This window comes from Clostridium sp. FP1, from assembly GCF_011065975.2.
GTDB classification, from domain to species: Bacteria; Bacillota; Clostridia; order Clostridiales; family Clostridiaceae; genus Clostridium_AD; species Clostridium_AD tagluense.
The window spans coordinates 2,013,185-2,028,950 of sequence record NZ_JAAMNJ020000001.1 but is presented as its reverse complement, the minus strand read 5'-3'; the positions used below and the strand labels follow the sequence as shown (position 1 = coordinate 2,028,950).

Annotated in this window: 14 protein-coding genes; 1 reads left to right on the top strand and 13 read right to left on the bottom strand. The window is 29.5% G+C overall.

Annotated features, from left to right (window positions below; genetic code table 11):
- Positions 1 to 18 precede the first annotated feature (18 nt).
- From G9F70_RS09805 to G9F70_RS09755, 11 genes are all read right to left on the bottom strand, one after another.
- Positions 19 to 801, bottom strand: coding sequence for a YwqG family protein (locus G9F70_RS09805; RefSeq protein ID WP_164945635.1), 783 nt, complete (start codon positions 799 to 801; stop codon positions 19 to 21).
- 98 nt (positions 802 to 899) lie between these two features.
- On the bottom strand, positions 900 to 1,559 hold the full coding sequence (locus G9F70_RS09800) for a DUF1963 domain-containing protein (RefSeq protein WP_164945636.1): 660 nt from the start codon (positions 1,557 to 1,559) through the stop codon (positions 900 to 902).
- Positions 1,560 to 1,570: 11 nt separating this feature from the next.
- On the bottom strand, positions 1,571 to 1,900 hold the full coding sequence (locus G9F70_RS09795) for a hypothetical protein (RefSeq protein ID WP_164945637.1): 330 nt from the start codon (positions 1,898 to 1,900) through the stop codon (positions 1,571 to 1,573).
- 331 nt (positions 1,901 to 2,231) lie between these two features.
- Complete coding sequence (locus G9F70_RS09790; RefSeq protein WP_224617493.1) at positions 2,232 to 2,819, bottom strand: hypothetical protein; 588 nt, start codon at positions 2,817 to 2,819, stop codon at positions 2,232 to 2,234.
- A gap of 29 nt (positions 2,820 to 2,848) precedes the next feature.
- A complete protein-coding gene (locus G9F70_RS09785; RefSeq protein WP_164945639.1) occupies positions 2,849 to 6,337 on the bottom strand; it encodes a DUF4132 domain-containing protein in 3,489 nt (1,162 codons plus the stop codon).
- Complete coding sequence (locus G9F70_RS09780; protein WP_164945640.1) at positions 6,337 to 6,675, bottom strand: hypothetical protein; 339 nt, start codon at positions 6,673 to 6,675, stop codon at positions 6,337 to 6,339. The genes G9F70_RS09785 and G9F70_RS09780 overlap by 1 nt, the downstream gene beginning before the upstream one ends.
- Positions 6,676 to 6,697: 22 nt before the next feature.
- Entirely contained in the window at positions 6,698 to 8,398 is a 1,701-nt protein-coding gene (locus G9F70_RS09775; RefSeq protein ID WP_164945641.1) for an SWIM zinc finger family protein, read from the bottom strand.
- Positions 8,374 to 9,504: a VWA domain-containing protein gene (locus G9F70_RS09770; protein ID WP_164945642.1), complete on the bottom strand. Its 1,131-nt coding sequence runs from the start codon at positions 9,502 to 9,504 to the stop codon at positions 8,374 to 8,376. The genes G9F70_RS09775 and G9F70_RS09770 overlap by 25 nt, the downstream gene beginning before the upstream one ends.
- A complete protein-coding gene (locus tag G9F70_RS09765) occupies positions 9,497 to 11,887 on the bottom strand; it encodes a DUF5682 family protein (protein ID WP_164945643.1) in 2,391 nt (796 codons plus the stop codon). Before G9F70_RS09765 ends, G9F70_RS09770 begins: the two co-directional genes overlap by 8 nt.
- Positions 11,875 to 12,993 (bottom strand): ATP-binding protein, encoded by a 1,119-nt coding sequence (locus G9F70_RS09760; protein WP_224617492.1) that lies wholly within the window; start codon positions 12,991 to 12,993, stop codon positions 11,875 to 11,877. Before G9F70_RS09760 ends, G9F70_RS09765 begins: the two co-directional genes overlap by 13 nt.
- A 384-nt stretch (positions 12,994 to 13,377) precedes the next feature.
- A complete protein-coding gene (locus G9F70_RS09755) occupies positions 13,378 to 13,698 on the bottom strand; it encodes a hypothetical protein (protein WP_164945645.1) in 321 nt (106 codons plus the stop codon).
- 602 nt (positions 13,699 to 14,300) lie between these two features.
- Between G9F70_RS09755 and G9F70_RS09750 the strand changes: the two genes are divergently transcribed.
- Positions 14,301 to 14,465 (top strand): hypothetical protein, encoded by a 165-nt coding sequence (locus G9F70_RS09750; RefSeq protein WP_164945646.1) that lies wholly within the window; start codon positions 14,301 to 14,303, stop codon positions 14,463 to 14,465.
- Between the two features lie 142 nt (positions 14,466 to 14,607).
- On the opposite strand, the gene G9F70_RS09745 is transcribed toward G9F70_RS09750, so the two are convergent.
- Positions 14,608 to 14,928, bottom strand: coding sequence for a DUF6442 family protein (locus tag G9F70_RS09745; RefSeq protein WP_164945647.1), 321 nt, complete (start codon positions 14,926 to 14,928; stop codon positions 14,608 to 14,610).
- Positions 14,929 to 14,961: 33 nt separating this feature from the next.
- The gene (locus G9F70_RS09740) at positions 14,962 to 15,171 is read right to left on the bottom strand and encodes a helix-turn-helix transcriptional regulator (RefSeq protein WP_164945648.1); all 210 of its coding nucleotides are present in this window, start codon (positions 15,169 to 15,171) and stop codon (positions 14,962 to 14,964) included.
- Positions 15,172 to 15,766 lie beyond the last annotated feature (595 nt).

Sequence of the window (15,766 nt, the reverse complement as noted above, 5' to 3'; positions counted from 1 at the left end):
TCCTTAATATCTAGTGTATTAGCAACAATCCCAATTATATAAAATTTTAGTAAAATCTAATTTTTTCAGATCTTCTTCATTTATAAAGAAGTTTCCAACTCCACTATCTCCAAACATTAAACCACATTCCTTTTCATAATCAAGTTGAAGCAGTAATGTATCAAATGTTCTTATATTTTCATCCTCTCTAGGATCACCTTGAGTAAAGGTAGGATATGCGCCTATTTTGCATCCATCAGTATCTAGTTCCTCAATGTAATCATCCTTTTCTTCTTCTGTTAAGCTAATATTATTATACATATTATCGAATCTATAATCACTCCAAGATACAGGCATATATTCTAATGAAAAATTCATTTTACCTTCTTCACTAAAAGGCATGTACCAATCATCTTCTAGTTCTCCTAAAAATGAAAAGTCTTTTATTAGATTTTCTTCGTTTTTTACAACATCAGGTATATAAATTACTCTAAATGTATCTTGTATGCAGGGATCATCAAAATCAAGACCATATACATCATTAGCCAATATAAAAAATTGTAATATACCTTTTGATGGAAAAGGATCTAAATGTGGAGTTTCCTCAAAATTTATCTGAGCTAACAATCTTAAATATTCTCCCTTTGATGTTTTAGGATATTCTATGCCAATCTCTAAATAAGGATTTCCTCCTAATTTACTTTCCCAAGGCATAGTTTTTTGCTCTTGCAATTTAATTTTTATATATGGTTTTATAGTTTTTTCTATTTCACCTCTAAATTTTTCTAAGCTTTTAGGTAATTCTATTATTGATTTTTTCATTAGTATCTCTCCATTCTTACTAAATTAATGTCACCATTACTCATCATCATTAATAACCACTTTGCTATCTATTAAGGGACGTTCAAATATCTAGTGTGTTAACAACTTTCTATAATAAACTTCAAGCTATTATCTCTCATATTTATAAAGAAAAATCCAATTCCGGCATCACCAAAGTTAAGTTCAAATGGAAGAGTAGTAGCATCTATTTGTAATAATAACTTCCATGTATCCTCTTCTGGAAGCTCATCACAACTTAAGAAAAGAGGTGTTCCCCCTATTTTATTTCCATCTAATATTTCATCATAATCTTCTGGACTCTCTTCAAAAACAAGTTCATCATCTTTAAAATAAGGACCTTGACGAACAAAATTATAATCTTCTCCAGCAGTAAGGTTAACCTTAAATTCACAGCCTTCTGCAACTAAAAATGAGCTGTTCTTCTTCTCTACCATCCTATAAATTGTTGGACCTTTAGCTATCTCTTTTGTAACTATTTTTGTATTTGATGGCTGATATATAACAACATAATTATTCCATTCTTTTGAAACAAATAAATAAGCCATTTTAAGTTTATTCTCACCAAAAATTTCAGGGTAAAGCTCTATTTGACAGATGAATCTCATTGGTTTACCATTTTCCTCATCAATAGGCCATTGAACTTTATCTATCCATACTGGTTGTCCTCCAAATTTTGTTACTGGAACTTCTACTTTTTTCTTTTCTTCAATGAAATCTATTGTGTATTTGTTAATCATATATTTTCCTCCTATAAATCAAACTCACTCTCATAATTACTAGGATGAATTACTTTAAATCCATCTCCATTATCAATAGCTACTACACCAACTTCATAAATATTATTGTTCAAAAAATCTTCATTTCTTAAAATATTTAAAACCTCATTTACATATTTTTTAGGATTTTCACAACTTAGAAAAATAATAATAGAATTTGTTCCATCTGATGAATAGTCATATCCATCATATTCTACAGCTCCTTTTGTTAACTCTTCAATTTTATTTGGTATTATATATCTTAAATCTAAGTCTGGATTATTCATTTTTGATGGATCTAATTTTATCCCAATACTTGCCATGGAATTTCCTCCTTTAGATTTATATATTATTTTAATAAATTGAATACTTTTTTTACTTTTTTTTCATATCTCATAATATTTTTTAAACCACTCCTCAAATGTAGATTCATATACCACTTGCATACCATCATCCGAATTCATGTTGAAAACATGTCCCTAAATTCTCCTGTAAGTTTATAATTATATCAATATAAAAATTACCAGTCCCATCCGGTAAAGTTTGAATTAGCTTATGTTAATCTTCTTCAAAATCTTTTTCAAATAAATATTCTAAATACTCTTTATTATTTCTTCGCTCCTCATATGGATACCTTGCATAAAAACATAATTTCTAAAAAGCATCACACCCAACATAATCTTTTAATTCTTCAAATTTAAATCCTTTTAATTTATGCTTTTTAATTAGTTTTTTCACTTTTTCATTTACAATAGGTAACCATGTCCAGTTGTTAAATTGAAAAATATCAGAACCATCATAATCATCAGCATTAAAAGCTAAGCCATCTTTTAAGGAATCTAGAACATCACTATTGGGTCTACCACATTGTTCACATTTATCAATAATCTTTCCAACACTATCACATAAGAACCCGCATCTTCCCTTGATTTTTAATAACTTGTAGCTACTTCCATCATGTCCAGTGTCATGTCCTTTTCCATCTTTCCACTCCAAGGGTTCCACATCTTCTAATATATACCCAGTAATATTGTTCTCTTTTAAAAGTTCAACAACTGCTGGGCTTATTATAAATCCACTTATATCGAAATAAATATCTACAATTCTCTTCCCATAAAAAATAACAGGATGTGGAGATTCATATGTACAATGAATTCCTCCACAAAGCTCACAAACAAATTTTTCATACTTTACGTTAGCTTTCCAGAATAGCTTTGCTTGATTATTATATGTATTACTCATAATATAAAATTTCTCATTACAAATCATATTTATTTCTCTTCCTTCCACTTGTCATTAATCCCTATTTTTGATGCTATTGCTTTATTTATTTGATAAAGAATTTCACTAAAAAATCTATTTGGTATTTCTGATGGCTTTATAATGTGCTGCTCTTTTACGGTATCATATATGTAACTACCTCTTTTTACAGTTCCTTTTTTGTAAAAAATCAAGTCATATACTGTTACTTCATCATTTTCAAAGCTTATGCTTAAACCACTAAAACTTAGTTCAACTCCAATTTGAAGTTTATCATCTTCCTTATAAAAATTATAATAACCAGCACCATCTTGAATTGATCCTCTACTCCATTCAAAACCAGTCAATTTTCCTAGTAAAGATAAACCATTTAACATGGTTCCACCAAAACGTTCTACAGTTTTCATTGTTTTTTCTTCTTCACTAACCTGAAACACCTCTCTATTTAGTTGCTCAAAAGGTTGCTTTATCTCATAATTTTCAACCTGCTCTTTCCATAATTCCATATCTTCGCTGCTTAATTCTACTGGATGGATAAGTCCTATTAACTCTCCATCTTCTATGTTATATTCATCTTCATCCACAGTATTAAAACTTCCATCTTCCATATATCTGAAACTATCCATCAATGCATTTTCTTTATAAATTCCCCATACAAGACCTATAGCAAATTGATTCATAATAGGGTTTTGAACAAACAGCTTTATCCATGCTTCTTTTGTCCATTTTCGGTTACTAGATAGTGCCATTTCTAAACGGATAGCTTGTATATTCGCTACTGTTTTGAGCTTCTTCTTTAGGTTCTTAAATTCTGAAAAAGCTGCTGCAGCCTTATCTTCATCATCCTTTTTACTTGGAGTTGGAAGATTCTTAAACTTTTTGCCACTTTCATCTTGTACTTCTAAGATAAGCTCTGGAGTAAGTGTTACAATGAACTTTCTCTCACCATAATCAAAAGTTCTTTCACCTTTCACATCAAAACTTAAGTCTGGAACTATTCTATCTGAAAGTTCCTCCATATCTATATCCATTTGCTGCGCAGCAAATTTAAGTGCTGTACTTGCGGCATTTTTCACCTGCTTAAATTTAAATTTTCTTGATATATTATCTATTATTATAAGAGCTTCATCACTTCCATTAAGTGCAAGAGCTCTTACTGCATCACTAGCTATAGCCCCTCTTGAGTTTTTCGGCCATTCTTCTATATTCTTTTTGAATATACTAATTACATCATAGTCTCCATAAATAGATGCAAACGAAAGTACCCATTTTTTCTTACTTTCCGCACCACCGCTAAGCCATCTTTCAAGAACTTCTAAAGCAAGTTTTGCTAAATCTTTTGTATCTAAAAGTTCACTTATCTTTTTTGCTTCACTATTTAAGCCTATTTCAATGTAAGGAGCGTAACATAAAAATATATATTTTATGATTTCATCCTCTGCAAATTTGTCACTATCCTTAAACCTTACCTTTGGCAATGTATCACACGCCAGCCATTTGAGTCCCGCTGCTTTATTGCCCTTTAAAGCTTTTTTGCAGTACTCTAAAATATCTAGCTTCTCATTTGTTTCTTCTAAATCACTTTCCACATTTAAAGCTTTTCTTAAAAGCCCTTTTATTTTTTCAGTTTTTTCTACTTCTAATGCCACATTTAATGCTTCAATCACTCTTTTGTTACTGCTCTTTAAAAGTATTTTTACTGCCGATTCTCTAACTACTTGTTTTTTAGCGCTTAAACTAGGTATTATATATTCATGACATTCCGTGCAAGGAGTTAAAAGCTCTATCACCTTTTCTCGTACAAACTTTGAAGAATCCGCTAAATAATCTATAAGTACTTTTGCATTCTTTTCTTTATTAAACTTAAATATTTTTTCTAAAAAATATACTCTTATATCCGCTGGACATAACTTTGTAGCTTCTATAAATTTATCTTCTTCTTCAGATATAAGCTTTGTTATAAAATTTTGAGCTTCCATTCTAAACTTAGTTTGCCGAGCAGCATAACTACCTAATAAAGAAATATAGTTATTTATTGAAGCTCCATAACTATTTAAAAATTCAATAAAAGAAGCTAAGTTGCTTTTATCTTTTTCTTTGAATTTATCATGTATTTTTTCTAATATATCTGAATTTCCTATGGCAATAAAAGTTTTTATTGCTCTTTCAAACATTGGTGATGCATCTTTTAACCAAAATAAAATCTCAGCATAATCATGATAATATATGTAGGGTTCTGTTTTGCCGAGTAACCCTTCTAAGATATCTTTTACACTTTCAAAATCACATTCTCCTCTTAAATAGTGAATAAACTTTTCATAAACATTTTTTTCTATATGTAGGTTATCCATAAATACTGAAAACTTATTAATAAATGCATCTTCTACTTCATTTATATATTCTCCGCCTTCGCCCTGTTTCAAAAGTAGTGAAATCATATAAGCTTTATTAATACCCGTGTACAACTTCATTGCTTTTATAAACTCTTCCTTATTGGAAGCTAACTCTTGTTTTAATTCCCTAGCATATCCATGACTATAGCTAGAAGTTTTCCCCGCCATCCAAGAAATATATAACACTCTATTAACATTGATCTTATCTATAAGTTTACTTATTTTATTATATATTTGAGCTGTAAGATAACTATTTAAACAGTTAAAACTTCTTTCTGGCGCAATAGTCATACTAAATTTAAGAAGTCTACCTGCTATTTCTGATTGATTAACTATAGTGTAACTTATAGCCATTAAAAACTTTAAAGCCCAACTATCTATATTTAAATCTACTTTTCTACTCTTTAAATCTTCTACTAATTCATCTAACTCTAAGCTATCTTCCCTTATATATTTACTAATTCTCTCTTTATCATAATCAATCAACTTCTCATCAAATAAAGTTAAAGCAATTACTGGGCTTCCTAAGAATTCATTAAGCCAATTACAAAGCTCTTTTTTCTTACCTTGCCTTTTATAAACTTCATAAGCAGCTATAAACAGCTGTTCCATTACATCACTAATATCAAAAGCTTCCTCAAATTCACTTTCATATTTTTCATAAAGACCATCATAAAAATTAATAAAAGTAATACTTAGGTTATTTTCACTACTTACAAGATTCTTCGCATAATATGCTATTACAAAGGCAGGTTTTACTTTGTATTTTAATAACTTTCTACAAAAATCTCCTTTATAATAACCGGAATAACACCTATCCATAATTATAAAAGTTGATTTTCCACCTATTTCAAATAATATTCTCACATAGCTTGAACTGTATTCTTCCGCCTTACGCTTTTCTAATGATTTATAGGTCTTAACTAATTGTTCTACTAACTCGTCCTGTAAGCTCTTCATATCTATAGTAGGTAAGCAATTAAAAAACTCCTGTTCTTTTAAACTGCCTTCCATATATGCTTCAAAGCCCTCAATCACCTCATCAGATACTCCCAGTTCTAATAACACATTATTTATTTTTTCTGCTAAATGTTCTTGTAATCCCATTATGCTTGGTCCCCTTTATTTGATTTGATGTATTCTTTTGCTTTTTCTACATTTAATTTATCTTTAATAGCCTCTATATAATTATTAAGCAAAAAATATTTAACCATAATTTCTTCACAGTTATAGTTAATATCATGTCTTTTTTTCTCTTGAGCCTTATGTATGTCTTTAAGTTTTTCTGCTGCAAAACTTAATCCAACTCTTTCACAGTTTTCATAAACTTGCTTTATGTTATCTAATACACCTGTATTTACTACATTAAAACCGCTTATAAGTATACTCTCCATTAGTCCTTCAATATCCTCAATAAGCAGGTATAAATTATCGCACTTTCCCATAAAACAAACTCCTTACAACATTTTAGTTTAATGTTAAGTTCACTATATCCCCATTTTCATAATAAGCTACAATAGGTATTACCCTAAGTTGTCCTTCCTTTAAATAAGTATGTACAAGCATTCTGCCTGGATATTTCTTTAATCTTTCCATTCTTTCAAATTTTTGTATCATTCTTTTTTTCTCTTTAGAATAATCTATCTCTATATAAATCATATTTTTCTCTGCGTCATAAATAGGTAAAATAAACCTTTGGTTTATTTTATCAAAGGAACTTTTTTCATAGCTTGCAGCCTTAATAATATATAGATTTGTATTTTCTTTAGAATATCCCTGTAAAAGTTGTTGCCAGTTATCTATGAATAACTCTTTAAAATTCAACTTATATACATCTGTTTTTTCTAAAAGCTCTCCTTTACTTTGCTGACTTGCGGAAATTCTTCTCTCATCATTAATTTTCCCATTAACAAGTCTTATTGAATGCTGTGATATTTCCTCTAAACTGCCTTCCATACCAAAGCTTGGAACTTCACTATAAGCTAGTCCATAGTTTCTTTTTTTATTATCATAATAAGTTGGTCTTGAGCTGGTATAAGTAAATAAATCTCCTTTGTTTTCTGCAAAATAGTAATATGTAATTCCCTCATAGCCTGATTTAGAACTCCAAGATTCTGCTCCTATCCCATATAAGATAATTGGTGATATATCATAATAAGCAGACTTATGTTCTCCACATAATTTGTAAAGCTTATTTTCATCCTTGCAGTTTTCTATGGCTAAAGCATTAATATATATATAACTTATTTTTTTTCTAAAAGAAGCTATGGAAAAAGAAGCATTTTTATTTATATAAAGTTCTATTTCACTTTTAACACTTCTAAGCATCTTTTCTAAATTAGGTAGATTGTAACTGTGGCATAATACCGCTGTGCTCTCTACTTTATCTGTAATATTTTCTGGAAGCCTAGATATCCCTACAAATAAAATATCTTCCATAAGCTTTTTAACTAAAAGTACCCCCTGAGTCAAAAGTGTTTTTTCAGCTTTAGATTTTTTATTTAAAATAGTGAGATTTTCTTTTTTTATAAAGCCTTTAAAAATTTCATAATGAATTACAGCTTCTACCTTATGTCTGCAAACTTCCTTACTCTTGCAAGAACATATGGCCTCCTCCAAAATTTCTTTAGCTAATGTTTTTTCTTTAATATTTGGAATTAATTTAACCACATAATCTTCATCTTTAAATTTTATAGTAAGTAGTGAAGCTTCTTCTATTTCTACCCCTACACCGAAATTTATTCTTTTTACTATTTCATTAAAAGAATTTTCTCCTAGTAGTTTTGATAAACTTTCCATATCTATATTTAAAAACTCACCAAAATCAAATTTTTCATTTTCATTTAAACTCTTATTTTCTATACCAAACAAAAAATTAAAATTACTCTTTACATACAAATAACATATTATTACATGCTTACATATACTTCTTGAAGGACATGAACATTTATAAGCTTTAATATCCTCATTTATAACACATTCTGTTTTATCTTCCAAAATACATTTTAAAGCTGCATCTTCCTGCTCTACATTTATTTCTTCCGCTTTTTCTAAATCCTTTTTAGCTCTATTGACTGTGCCTTTATTACTTATTCCTATTAAGAATTCATCATCTACAGTTAATAAAAGCTCTCCCATTTTCTTTAAGAAATTATCTGCGCTATCCATTTTGCAAGCCCCCCTGGAGTTATAGCCGCCACATTTGCACCTAAAGCCACCATTTTCTTTGCAACACCTCTATCATATACAGGCTCTGCATCTATACCAAGAGCAGGAAGTATTATAAGCTTTGCTCCAGATTCAATAATATCCTTTGCTCTGGCATACATATTTCCATAACTTCCACCTTCATAAAGATCTGTTACCAATATTACTATGGTTTTATGTGGATTTTCCATTAACCCATTACAATATTGAAGAGCTCTAGATATGTTGGTTCCTCCTCCTAATTGAATACTCATCAAGGTTTGCACCACATCATCTACATATTCTGTAAGGTCAACTATTTCTGTGTCAAATATAACTAGTTTTGTTTTTAGCATAGGTAATTTAGAAAATATTCCTGCCATAATAGCACTATGAATAACGGAATCCAACATACTTCCACTTTCATCTACTGCAATTATTACATTCCACGGATTAGAAGATTTTACTCTTTTATTAAAATAAACTCTATCCACAACAAGAGTATTTAATTCCCTATTAAAATTCTTTAAATTTTGTTTTATGGTTCTTTTAAAATCTATATTTCGTGAAGACTTTATTCCACCGTATCTATTTCTATCTAATCTACCATTAATAGCTGTCTTTATATCTTGCTCCAATTTTTTAGCTATTTCTTCCGCTGTAACCTTTACTATTTTCTTTGCAGTTTCCAAAACCTCACCCTTCATAAGATGCTTCATTTGAAGAATACTCTTTAAAAGCTCTGGATTTGGCTCCAACTTTTCAAGAACAGTTTTATCTGTAAGCAATTCCTTTAAGTTGTATTTCTCTAAAGCATGCTTTTCTAATATTTCTACTGTTTCTTTAGGGAATAATTCCTTTATCTTTGTAATCCACTGAGGTACTGTAAGATTTGAAGGGTTTAAAGAGCCTAATCTTTTATCATTTCTTATTCCTCTTTCCTCTCCATACTCTCTTTCATATAAAAATTCTAGTAAGGCATCCATATCAGCATAGTTTATATTATCTTCCGAAAAACTTAAGTTATTGCTTGAATATTTTCCCAAAATCAATCTCCATCTATTAAGTGTGCTTATATCCTTACTCATTTAACACTCCCAACTCCTTTAAAGCTTCTTTCCCAAACCTGTCAAGCTCTATAGCTAAATTTAATTCCTGTGGATCTACTGCCTCTACATTAAACAGCTTTCTTTCACTTATGCCATAGTGCTGACTTATACCTTCACCTATTTGGTCTATTTCACTTGGAACAAAGAAACTAAAAGAAAGTCTAAGTTCAGGTAAAAGCCCTAAAAAATCCTCTTCACTAAGATTCTTTAACACATTGTCTATTCCTATAATCATTTTTTCTTCGCTTAAAACCACATCTCTTGCAGTAGAAAATAATCCTTTTAAGAAAGTAGCTGATTTTAAAAATTTATCCCCGGTACCGTAAAGATACCCTTCTGCCTTTTTTAATATATAAGAAGTATCTACTTCATTAAGTCCAAGTAGCAGTCCTAAGGCCGCTCCTTCTATTGCTGCATTGCTTGAAGTTTTATTTGTAAGAGAAAATAAAGCTTCTTTAAATATATCCATATGGTTTTCAAACTCTGGTTCTAAACATATATAGTATAAATCTTTCAATTTACCTATAACCTTATTTACCTCTTCTTCTGGTACTGCATAAAGCTCTGGAACTAAGGTTACTGCTTTGTTATAGCATTGTATTAAAAGCTGCTTTAAATTTTCATCCTGGGTGGCTGAAAACAGCATATTTCCACTGTATAAGAAATAAATATTATAGGTACACTCAGCAACGGAATAAAAATTGTTATCATTTATAACTATATCTTTTATAATAGATATAGCATTTAAAAGAATATGCGTGTATCCCATCATAAAAGCTTCTATAAGCCCCTCTGACATAACACCACTATCACATGCATTACTGGACAGTTTCTTTAAAAGTAAAGATTCTACTGCTTCTTTCAGTGTTCCACCCTGTACTGAATTTTCAATCAAACTACTTTCTACATTAACGTTCCATTTGTAATTCCAAGTTTCGCGTATAAGATTTACATTCTTTTTATTTATAAAATCTGGCCCTTTAGTATTTAAACAAAAACCTGTCTTTAAAAACTTCAGCCTATGAAAAAATTCACTTATTTCCCTATGCCTATTATTTTTATAAATATCCAGTATCACTTCCTGCTGCAAAGTATTGTTTATTTTCAATTTATATTTACTGGAAAGCTGTCTAAAATCTAAAATAATAGGAGGTACTTCTGCATTACTACAAAGGCACCCCATGGTGTTTCCTCTTAAAAGCTTTAGTAAATCCATTAACGGCGCATCCGATGCCATATTAAATTCTCCTTTAATAAAAGAAGATTTTACTGCATCCTTTAACTCATAAACCCCACACTCTGCCTTATTTCTAAGTTTTTGAAGTCCTTTTGCCATATTAAGTGCTTCAATTTCATCAGCAATAGATACTCCACCTACTGAATTTCTTATATTTCTTCCACACATTACTATAAAATCTAGCACAGCTTTTTCATAGGGATTTTCAATATCTTGGCATAGATTATCCCATATTCTCTGATAAAATGCTGGATAAGGCATACCACTAGCATATCCATTTAACTGATCACTTTCCTCAAAAGAATATACCATAGCATAAGCCCCTATGTTTTTTTCATTAATATTATGTAAGTTAATCTCTATATTTTCATCTGAAAGCTGTATAAGTCCTGAAGTATGAAATCCACCTGTTACCACTAATATTTTATTATATTTCAAAGAAAATTCTTTTATTTTAGAAGCCATGTATTTTTCCCTAGCAATACATCCCTCTTCCTTAAGAATTTCCTCACTTTCAAAGCATCTTGAAAGATAACAAAAAGCTATCATATTTTTTATAAAGCTTCCTGTTTCTATTTTTAAACCATCTATTTCAAATAACATTTCCCAAAGTTCATTAAAACTTCTACAACCTTGTTTTTCACAAAGGGAATTTATAAATTTACTCTTTTCAAACAAATAATCATCATTATAAGAATTCTTCTCTTCACTCTTTCTAAGCCCTTTTCCGACTTCACTGTTTATTAATATTTCTGCATAAGGAAGGTCTATAAACTCGGCTGGAATATTTCTTTTTTTACTCTCCCTTATAGCTAAAAGTTCTGGTGAATAATCTAAAAAAGGATAATAACACTTGTATTTTTCTCCTTCTTCTGTAACCAATTTTTTTTCATCTGTGTAACTATAATAAATGCATACAGGTGCCTGCGTTTTATCATCTCCAATATAAGGTATTACAGAATTAGCATCAGAAGGGCCTTCTATCAGCACAATTTCTGGCTTATAAGCATCTATTACACTCTTTAAGTGAAAGCAGCAAGTTGGACTATGATGTCTTACTGGAAAGTACAAAATATTATTTGAAAGGTCATAGGCTTTTCTATATATTTCGTCTATTTTATCCATTTCCTAGCCTCGTAAAATTCCTTCCATAATCCACCCTCTTTTAAGCTTTTAGATTTTACAATAATGTTAAAATAATTTTTTAGCTTATCTATATCATCTCTGCTTTCCTTAACTACAGTTCCTAATATATTCTGAACCATAGAATCTACTGTCATTTTTGACTTTTCAAAATAATAAGAAGTCATAGCCGTTTGATAACAAACAGATACAGCTTCAGCGGTACTCATAACAGCAGCAGGTTTATCTATTCTGCTACCCTCCGATGTAACTCCTTCTCTTAATTCATGGAAGGTAGTTGCCAATATATTAACCACATCTCTATCTATCTTTACTTTAATTCCTGACTCTTCCACCAGCTTTTGCACTTCCTGCTGGATAATCTTAGCCTCTAAGGAAACATCACTTATAGGAAATATAGTTTCAAAGTTAAATCTTCTTTTAAGTGCACTGCTCATTTCATTTACACCCTTGTCTCTTGTATTAGCTGTAGCAATAATATTAAAGCCTGGCTCTGCAAATAAAAGCCCTTCGTCACCTAATTCCGGTATATTCAATACCTTATCACTAACTATACTTATTAAACTGTCCTGTACTTCTGAAGGACATCTTGTTAGTTCTTCAAATCTAGTTATTATTCCCCTGCTCATTCCTACATAAAGAGGTGAAGGTACTAAAGCTTCTTTAGTAGGTCCCGTGCCTAAAAGCATAGCATAATTCCAACTGTACTTAATCATATCTTCAGTAGTTCCTGCTGTTCCCTGTACAGTATTAGTGCTTGTACCACTTATAGCTGCACTTAAAAGCTCACTAAGCATAGTCTTTGCAGTTCCTGGCTCTCCTACAAGCATAAGGCCTCTATTTCCTGCTAAGGTTATTATGCATCTTTCAATAAGACTATCATCTCCATAAAACTTTTTATTTATCTTGATTTTTTTTCCATCATTATATTCAATATTTCTACTGCTTCCTAATATAAAAGTTTTCACAGCCTTTGGAGACAATCTCCAATTTTTCGGTTTTAACTCTTTATCATTTTGCTCTAATGCTTTTAATTCTTCTTCATAAAAAACTTCTACTGGCGGTTTTAATATATTTGATTTTTTCATTTTTTATTCCTCCATATACAATATCAGTTAATTTAATTCTAATCACATATTTACTATTTTCGACCATTTAAGTAACTTCTTAAGTATATTTATATTTTTTTCAATAATGAAAATATTCGCCTATTTCGTTACCATTTCTTAAAAGTTCACAGTTACCCTACTGAAAGTGCCAATCTACTTAAAATAAAGTTTTATATACTCTTGCAAATGTCTTTGGATATTACATGCCTTATTTTCTTTGAAGATAAATAAAAATAAACTCCGCATATAAAAAAATACAGAGTTTATTTTTATAGGTCCTTATATCCTTCGACAGGAATTCATCTTATCAAATACAACTATGTTCTAGTACTGCTTCCTTTAAGTATTGATTTTAATGAGGGTTTATGGATAATATATAATTCCAATACAGTTTACTTCAGAATCTTCTTCATATTCCTTATAGTCAATATGAGCACCTCTAAGCTCTGTAATATTTGCATGTATTTCAAATCCTTCTACACTTATTGTTTCTATTACATTCTTTTCATTAATGCATGTAGCCAGTGTATAATAATACTCTTCTTCTGCGTTATATATGATTGCTGTATTTAGTATTTTAAAGGTTGCTTCTCTTCTAATAAGTCTATCCACATTAATAATTTCCGCAAATTCAATTTTTTCTACTCCACCACTGTTTTTTATGTCTTTAAATATAAAACTCATCCCTATACCATCCCTTCACTATTAAAATAGTAATTCTAACTAGAATATTTCATCTGACTTACTATCTACTTTTTTAATATATAATTTAGTATAGTATACAAATTTCAATAACATTCTTAAATGTCGTTAAATCTAATTAAATTTGACAACCTTCTTAACTGAAGTTTAACTCCTCAAAGGCAATGATTTCAACCTATTATTAGTTATTGTAGTTAAGTGTTAATTGAATTCTTGTTAAATTTCACAAAATTCTAATTAATTTTAATAAGTGTAAAGCAGCTTATTTTTCTTTCCTTAAATTGTGTCGTTTATAGTTGCAAGTGCATTGTCTTATCATTACAGATACAATTGCCGTACTACATATTTATTATAGTGACTTCGTTAAGCATAATGATTATATAACATTAATTAATGAAGATGGTCAACCTATAGGCGTTACTAATTTATAACGTCTATGGATTTTAAAACCAACTAATCAATATATGCGTATTTTACCTATATACTTGCAAACAGTATCAATTTTTTATATAATTCAATAAGGACACAATTATATAAAAATACTAGGTAAGAATTATTTATTATATATAAATGGGGGTGACAATATGAAAGACCAAGAATTGAAAAACCTTATTATCGAAAAAAATACTATAATTAATGAAGAATTGAAAAATATGCCAAATGATTTAGAATCTATCAAACTTTTGCTCGGCAAAATACTTACTTATGATACAATTATTTTAGAAAAATTAAATAAATATACGGGATAGGTTTTTAATATGCTAGAGATAAGTGCTATAAACACATCCCAAATAATAAGGCTACAATCCTTTTAGTATAATTTAAAGGAATATAGCCTTATTATTGCTTTGCAATCTCTTAGTCCATTTTTTTAAAATAAATCTTCCCTGCTTATGAAGTTCCATTAATAAAAAAATCTAATAAAAATACACTAGATGCAAATAGCATCATAACTCCAATAACTAAATATAACTTGCTTTCTGTTTTATTTTTATACTTATAAAGACTAGAAATTGCAATTTGAATAAAAAAAATGCCGAATAAATCACCATAGGGCATTTTATGAAAGATTTTCCAAAGCATAACTAATGCTAATATTAAATTTCCTATTTGTGATGCATATTCTTCTGATTTTATTTTAACTTGTTTACTTCTTTCATCTTCCCATAAATTTTCCCGTTTGCTTTTTTCTAAAATTTCTTCTTTTTTCATGATTAACAATCTCCTTTTATATGGCTCATTATCCTACTCAAAGTAAAATAGCTCTTCAAACTTTTTATCTAATGCAATGCAAAATATTAATGCTAACTTTGCAGTTGGATTAAATTGTCCTGTTTCTATTGAACTAATTGTTTGTCTAGAAACGCCAACCATTTCCGCTAAATCTCCTTGAGATAAATTATTTTCTGCTCTAGCTACTTTAAGTTTGTTTTTTAATACTAATTCTTCCTTCATAAAATAACACTTCCTTAAATTGTTGTCCAAATATAGTTAAATAAAGATCCAAGAGAGGCAATAGTGCCTGCTATGGTGCCAGTTAAATACAATATATCATTGCTTAGTTTTTATGTCAAGTTATATTGTCATTATTATAATATAACTTGTCACTATTATAACAATACTTATCATATTAACAAAAAAAAATTTGCCAATACGGTATAAGTAAAGCAACAAATACCTATCTCTTTATCTCTAATTTATTTATAATTCTAGTTAATTTTGACAAAGTTATTAACTAAGGTTTAACTCCTCAAAGGCACTGGTTTCAACATATTATTAGATACTTCAGTTAAATGTTAATTAAATTCTAATTAATTTTGCAGTGCTGAAACTAGCATTAATTAGTAACATGGTCCACTAGTTCTTACTCCTACGATGCAAAACTTGAAGATTTTAGCATACGCCTTATGGTATATTTCAAGCGGAATTTATTGGCTTTGTAAGATTTTTAAGTAAGAGTGTCACATTATGGTAGAATAAGGATATAGTAAAATGCAACATATTATGGTAATATATTACTAGAATATCAACTTGTAAATATTGTGGTAAA

Excerpts from the sequence above, each read along its gene's own strand:
- G9F70_RS09805 (WP_164945635.1), bottom strand. The coding sequence starts at position 801 with ATGAAAAAATCAATAATAGAATTACCTAAAAGCTTAGAAAAATTTAGA.
- G9F70_RS09800 (WP_164945636.1), bottom strand. The coding sequence starts at position 1,559 with ATGATTAACAAATACACAATAGATTTCATTGAAGAAAAGAAAAAAGTA.
- G9F70_RS09795 (WP_164945637.1), bottom strand. The coding sequence starts at position 1,900 with ATGGCAAGTATTGGGATAAAATTAGATCCATCAAAAATGAATAATCCA.
- G9F70_RS09790 (WP_224617493.1), bottom strand. The coding sequence starts at position 2,819 with ATGAGTAATACATATAATAATCAAGCAAAGCTATTCTGGAAAGCTAAC.
- G9F70_RS09785 (WP_164945639.1), bottom strand. The coding sequence starts at position 6,337 with ATGGGATTACAAGAACATTTAGCAGAAAAAATAAATAATGTGTTATTA.
- G9F70_RS09780 (WP_164945640.1), bottom strand. The coding sequence starts at position 6,675 with ATGGGAAAGTGCGATAATTTATACCTGCTTATTGAGGATATTGAAGGA.
- G9F70_RS09775 (WP_164945641.1), bottom strand. The coding sequence starts at position 8,398 with ATGGATAGCGCAGATAATTTCTTAAAGAAAATGGGAGAGCTTTTATTA.
- G9F70_RS09770 (WP_164945642.1), bottom strand. The coding sequence starts at position 9,504 with ATGAGTAAGGATATAAGCACACTTAATAGATGGAGATTGATTTTGGGA.
- G9F70_RS09765 (WP_164945643.1), bottom strand. The coding sequence starts at position 11,887 with ATGGATAAAATAGACGAAATATATAGAAAAGCCTATGACCTTTCAAAT.
- G9F70_RS09760 (WP_224617492.1), bottom strand. The coding sequence starts at position 12,993 with ATGAAAAAATCAAATATATTAAAACCGCCAGTAGAAGTTTTTTATGAA.
- G9F70_RS09755 (WP_164945645.1), bottom strand. The coding sequence starts at position 13,698 with ATGAGTTTTATATTTAAAGACATAAAAAACAGTGGTGGAGTAGAAAAA.
- G9F70_RS09750 (WP_164945646.1), top strand. The coding sequence starts at position 14,301 with ATGAAAGACCAAGAATTGAAAAACCTTATTATCGAAAAAAATACTATA.
- G9F70_RS09745 (WP_164945647.1), bottom strand. The coding sequence starts at position 14,928 with ATGAAAAAAGAAGAAATTTTAGAAAAAAGCAAACGGGAAAATTTATGG.
- G9F70_RS09740 (WP_164945648.1), bottom strand. The coding sequence starts at position 15,171 with ATGAAGGAAGAATTAGTATTAAAAAACAAACTTAAAGTAGCTAGAGCA.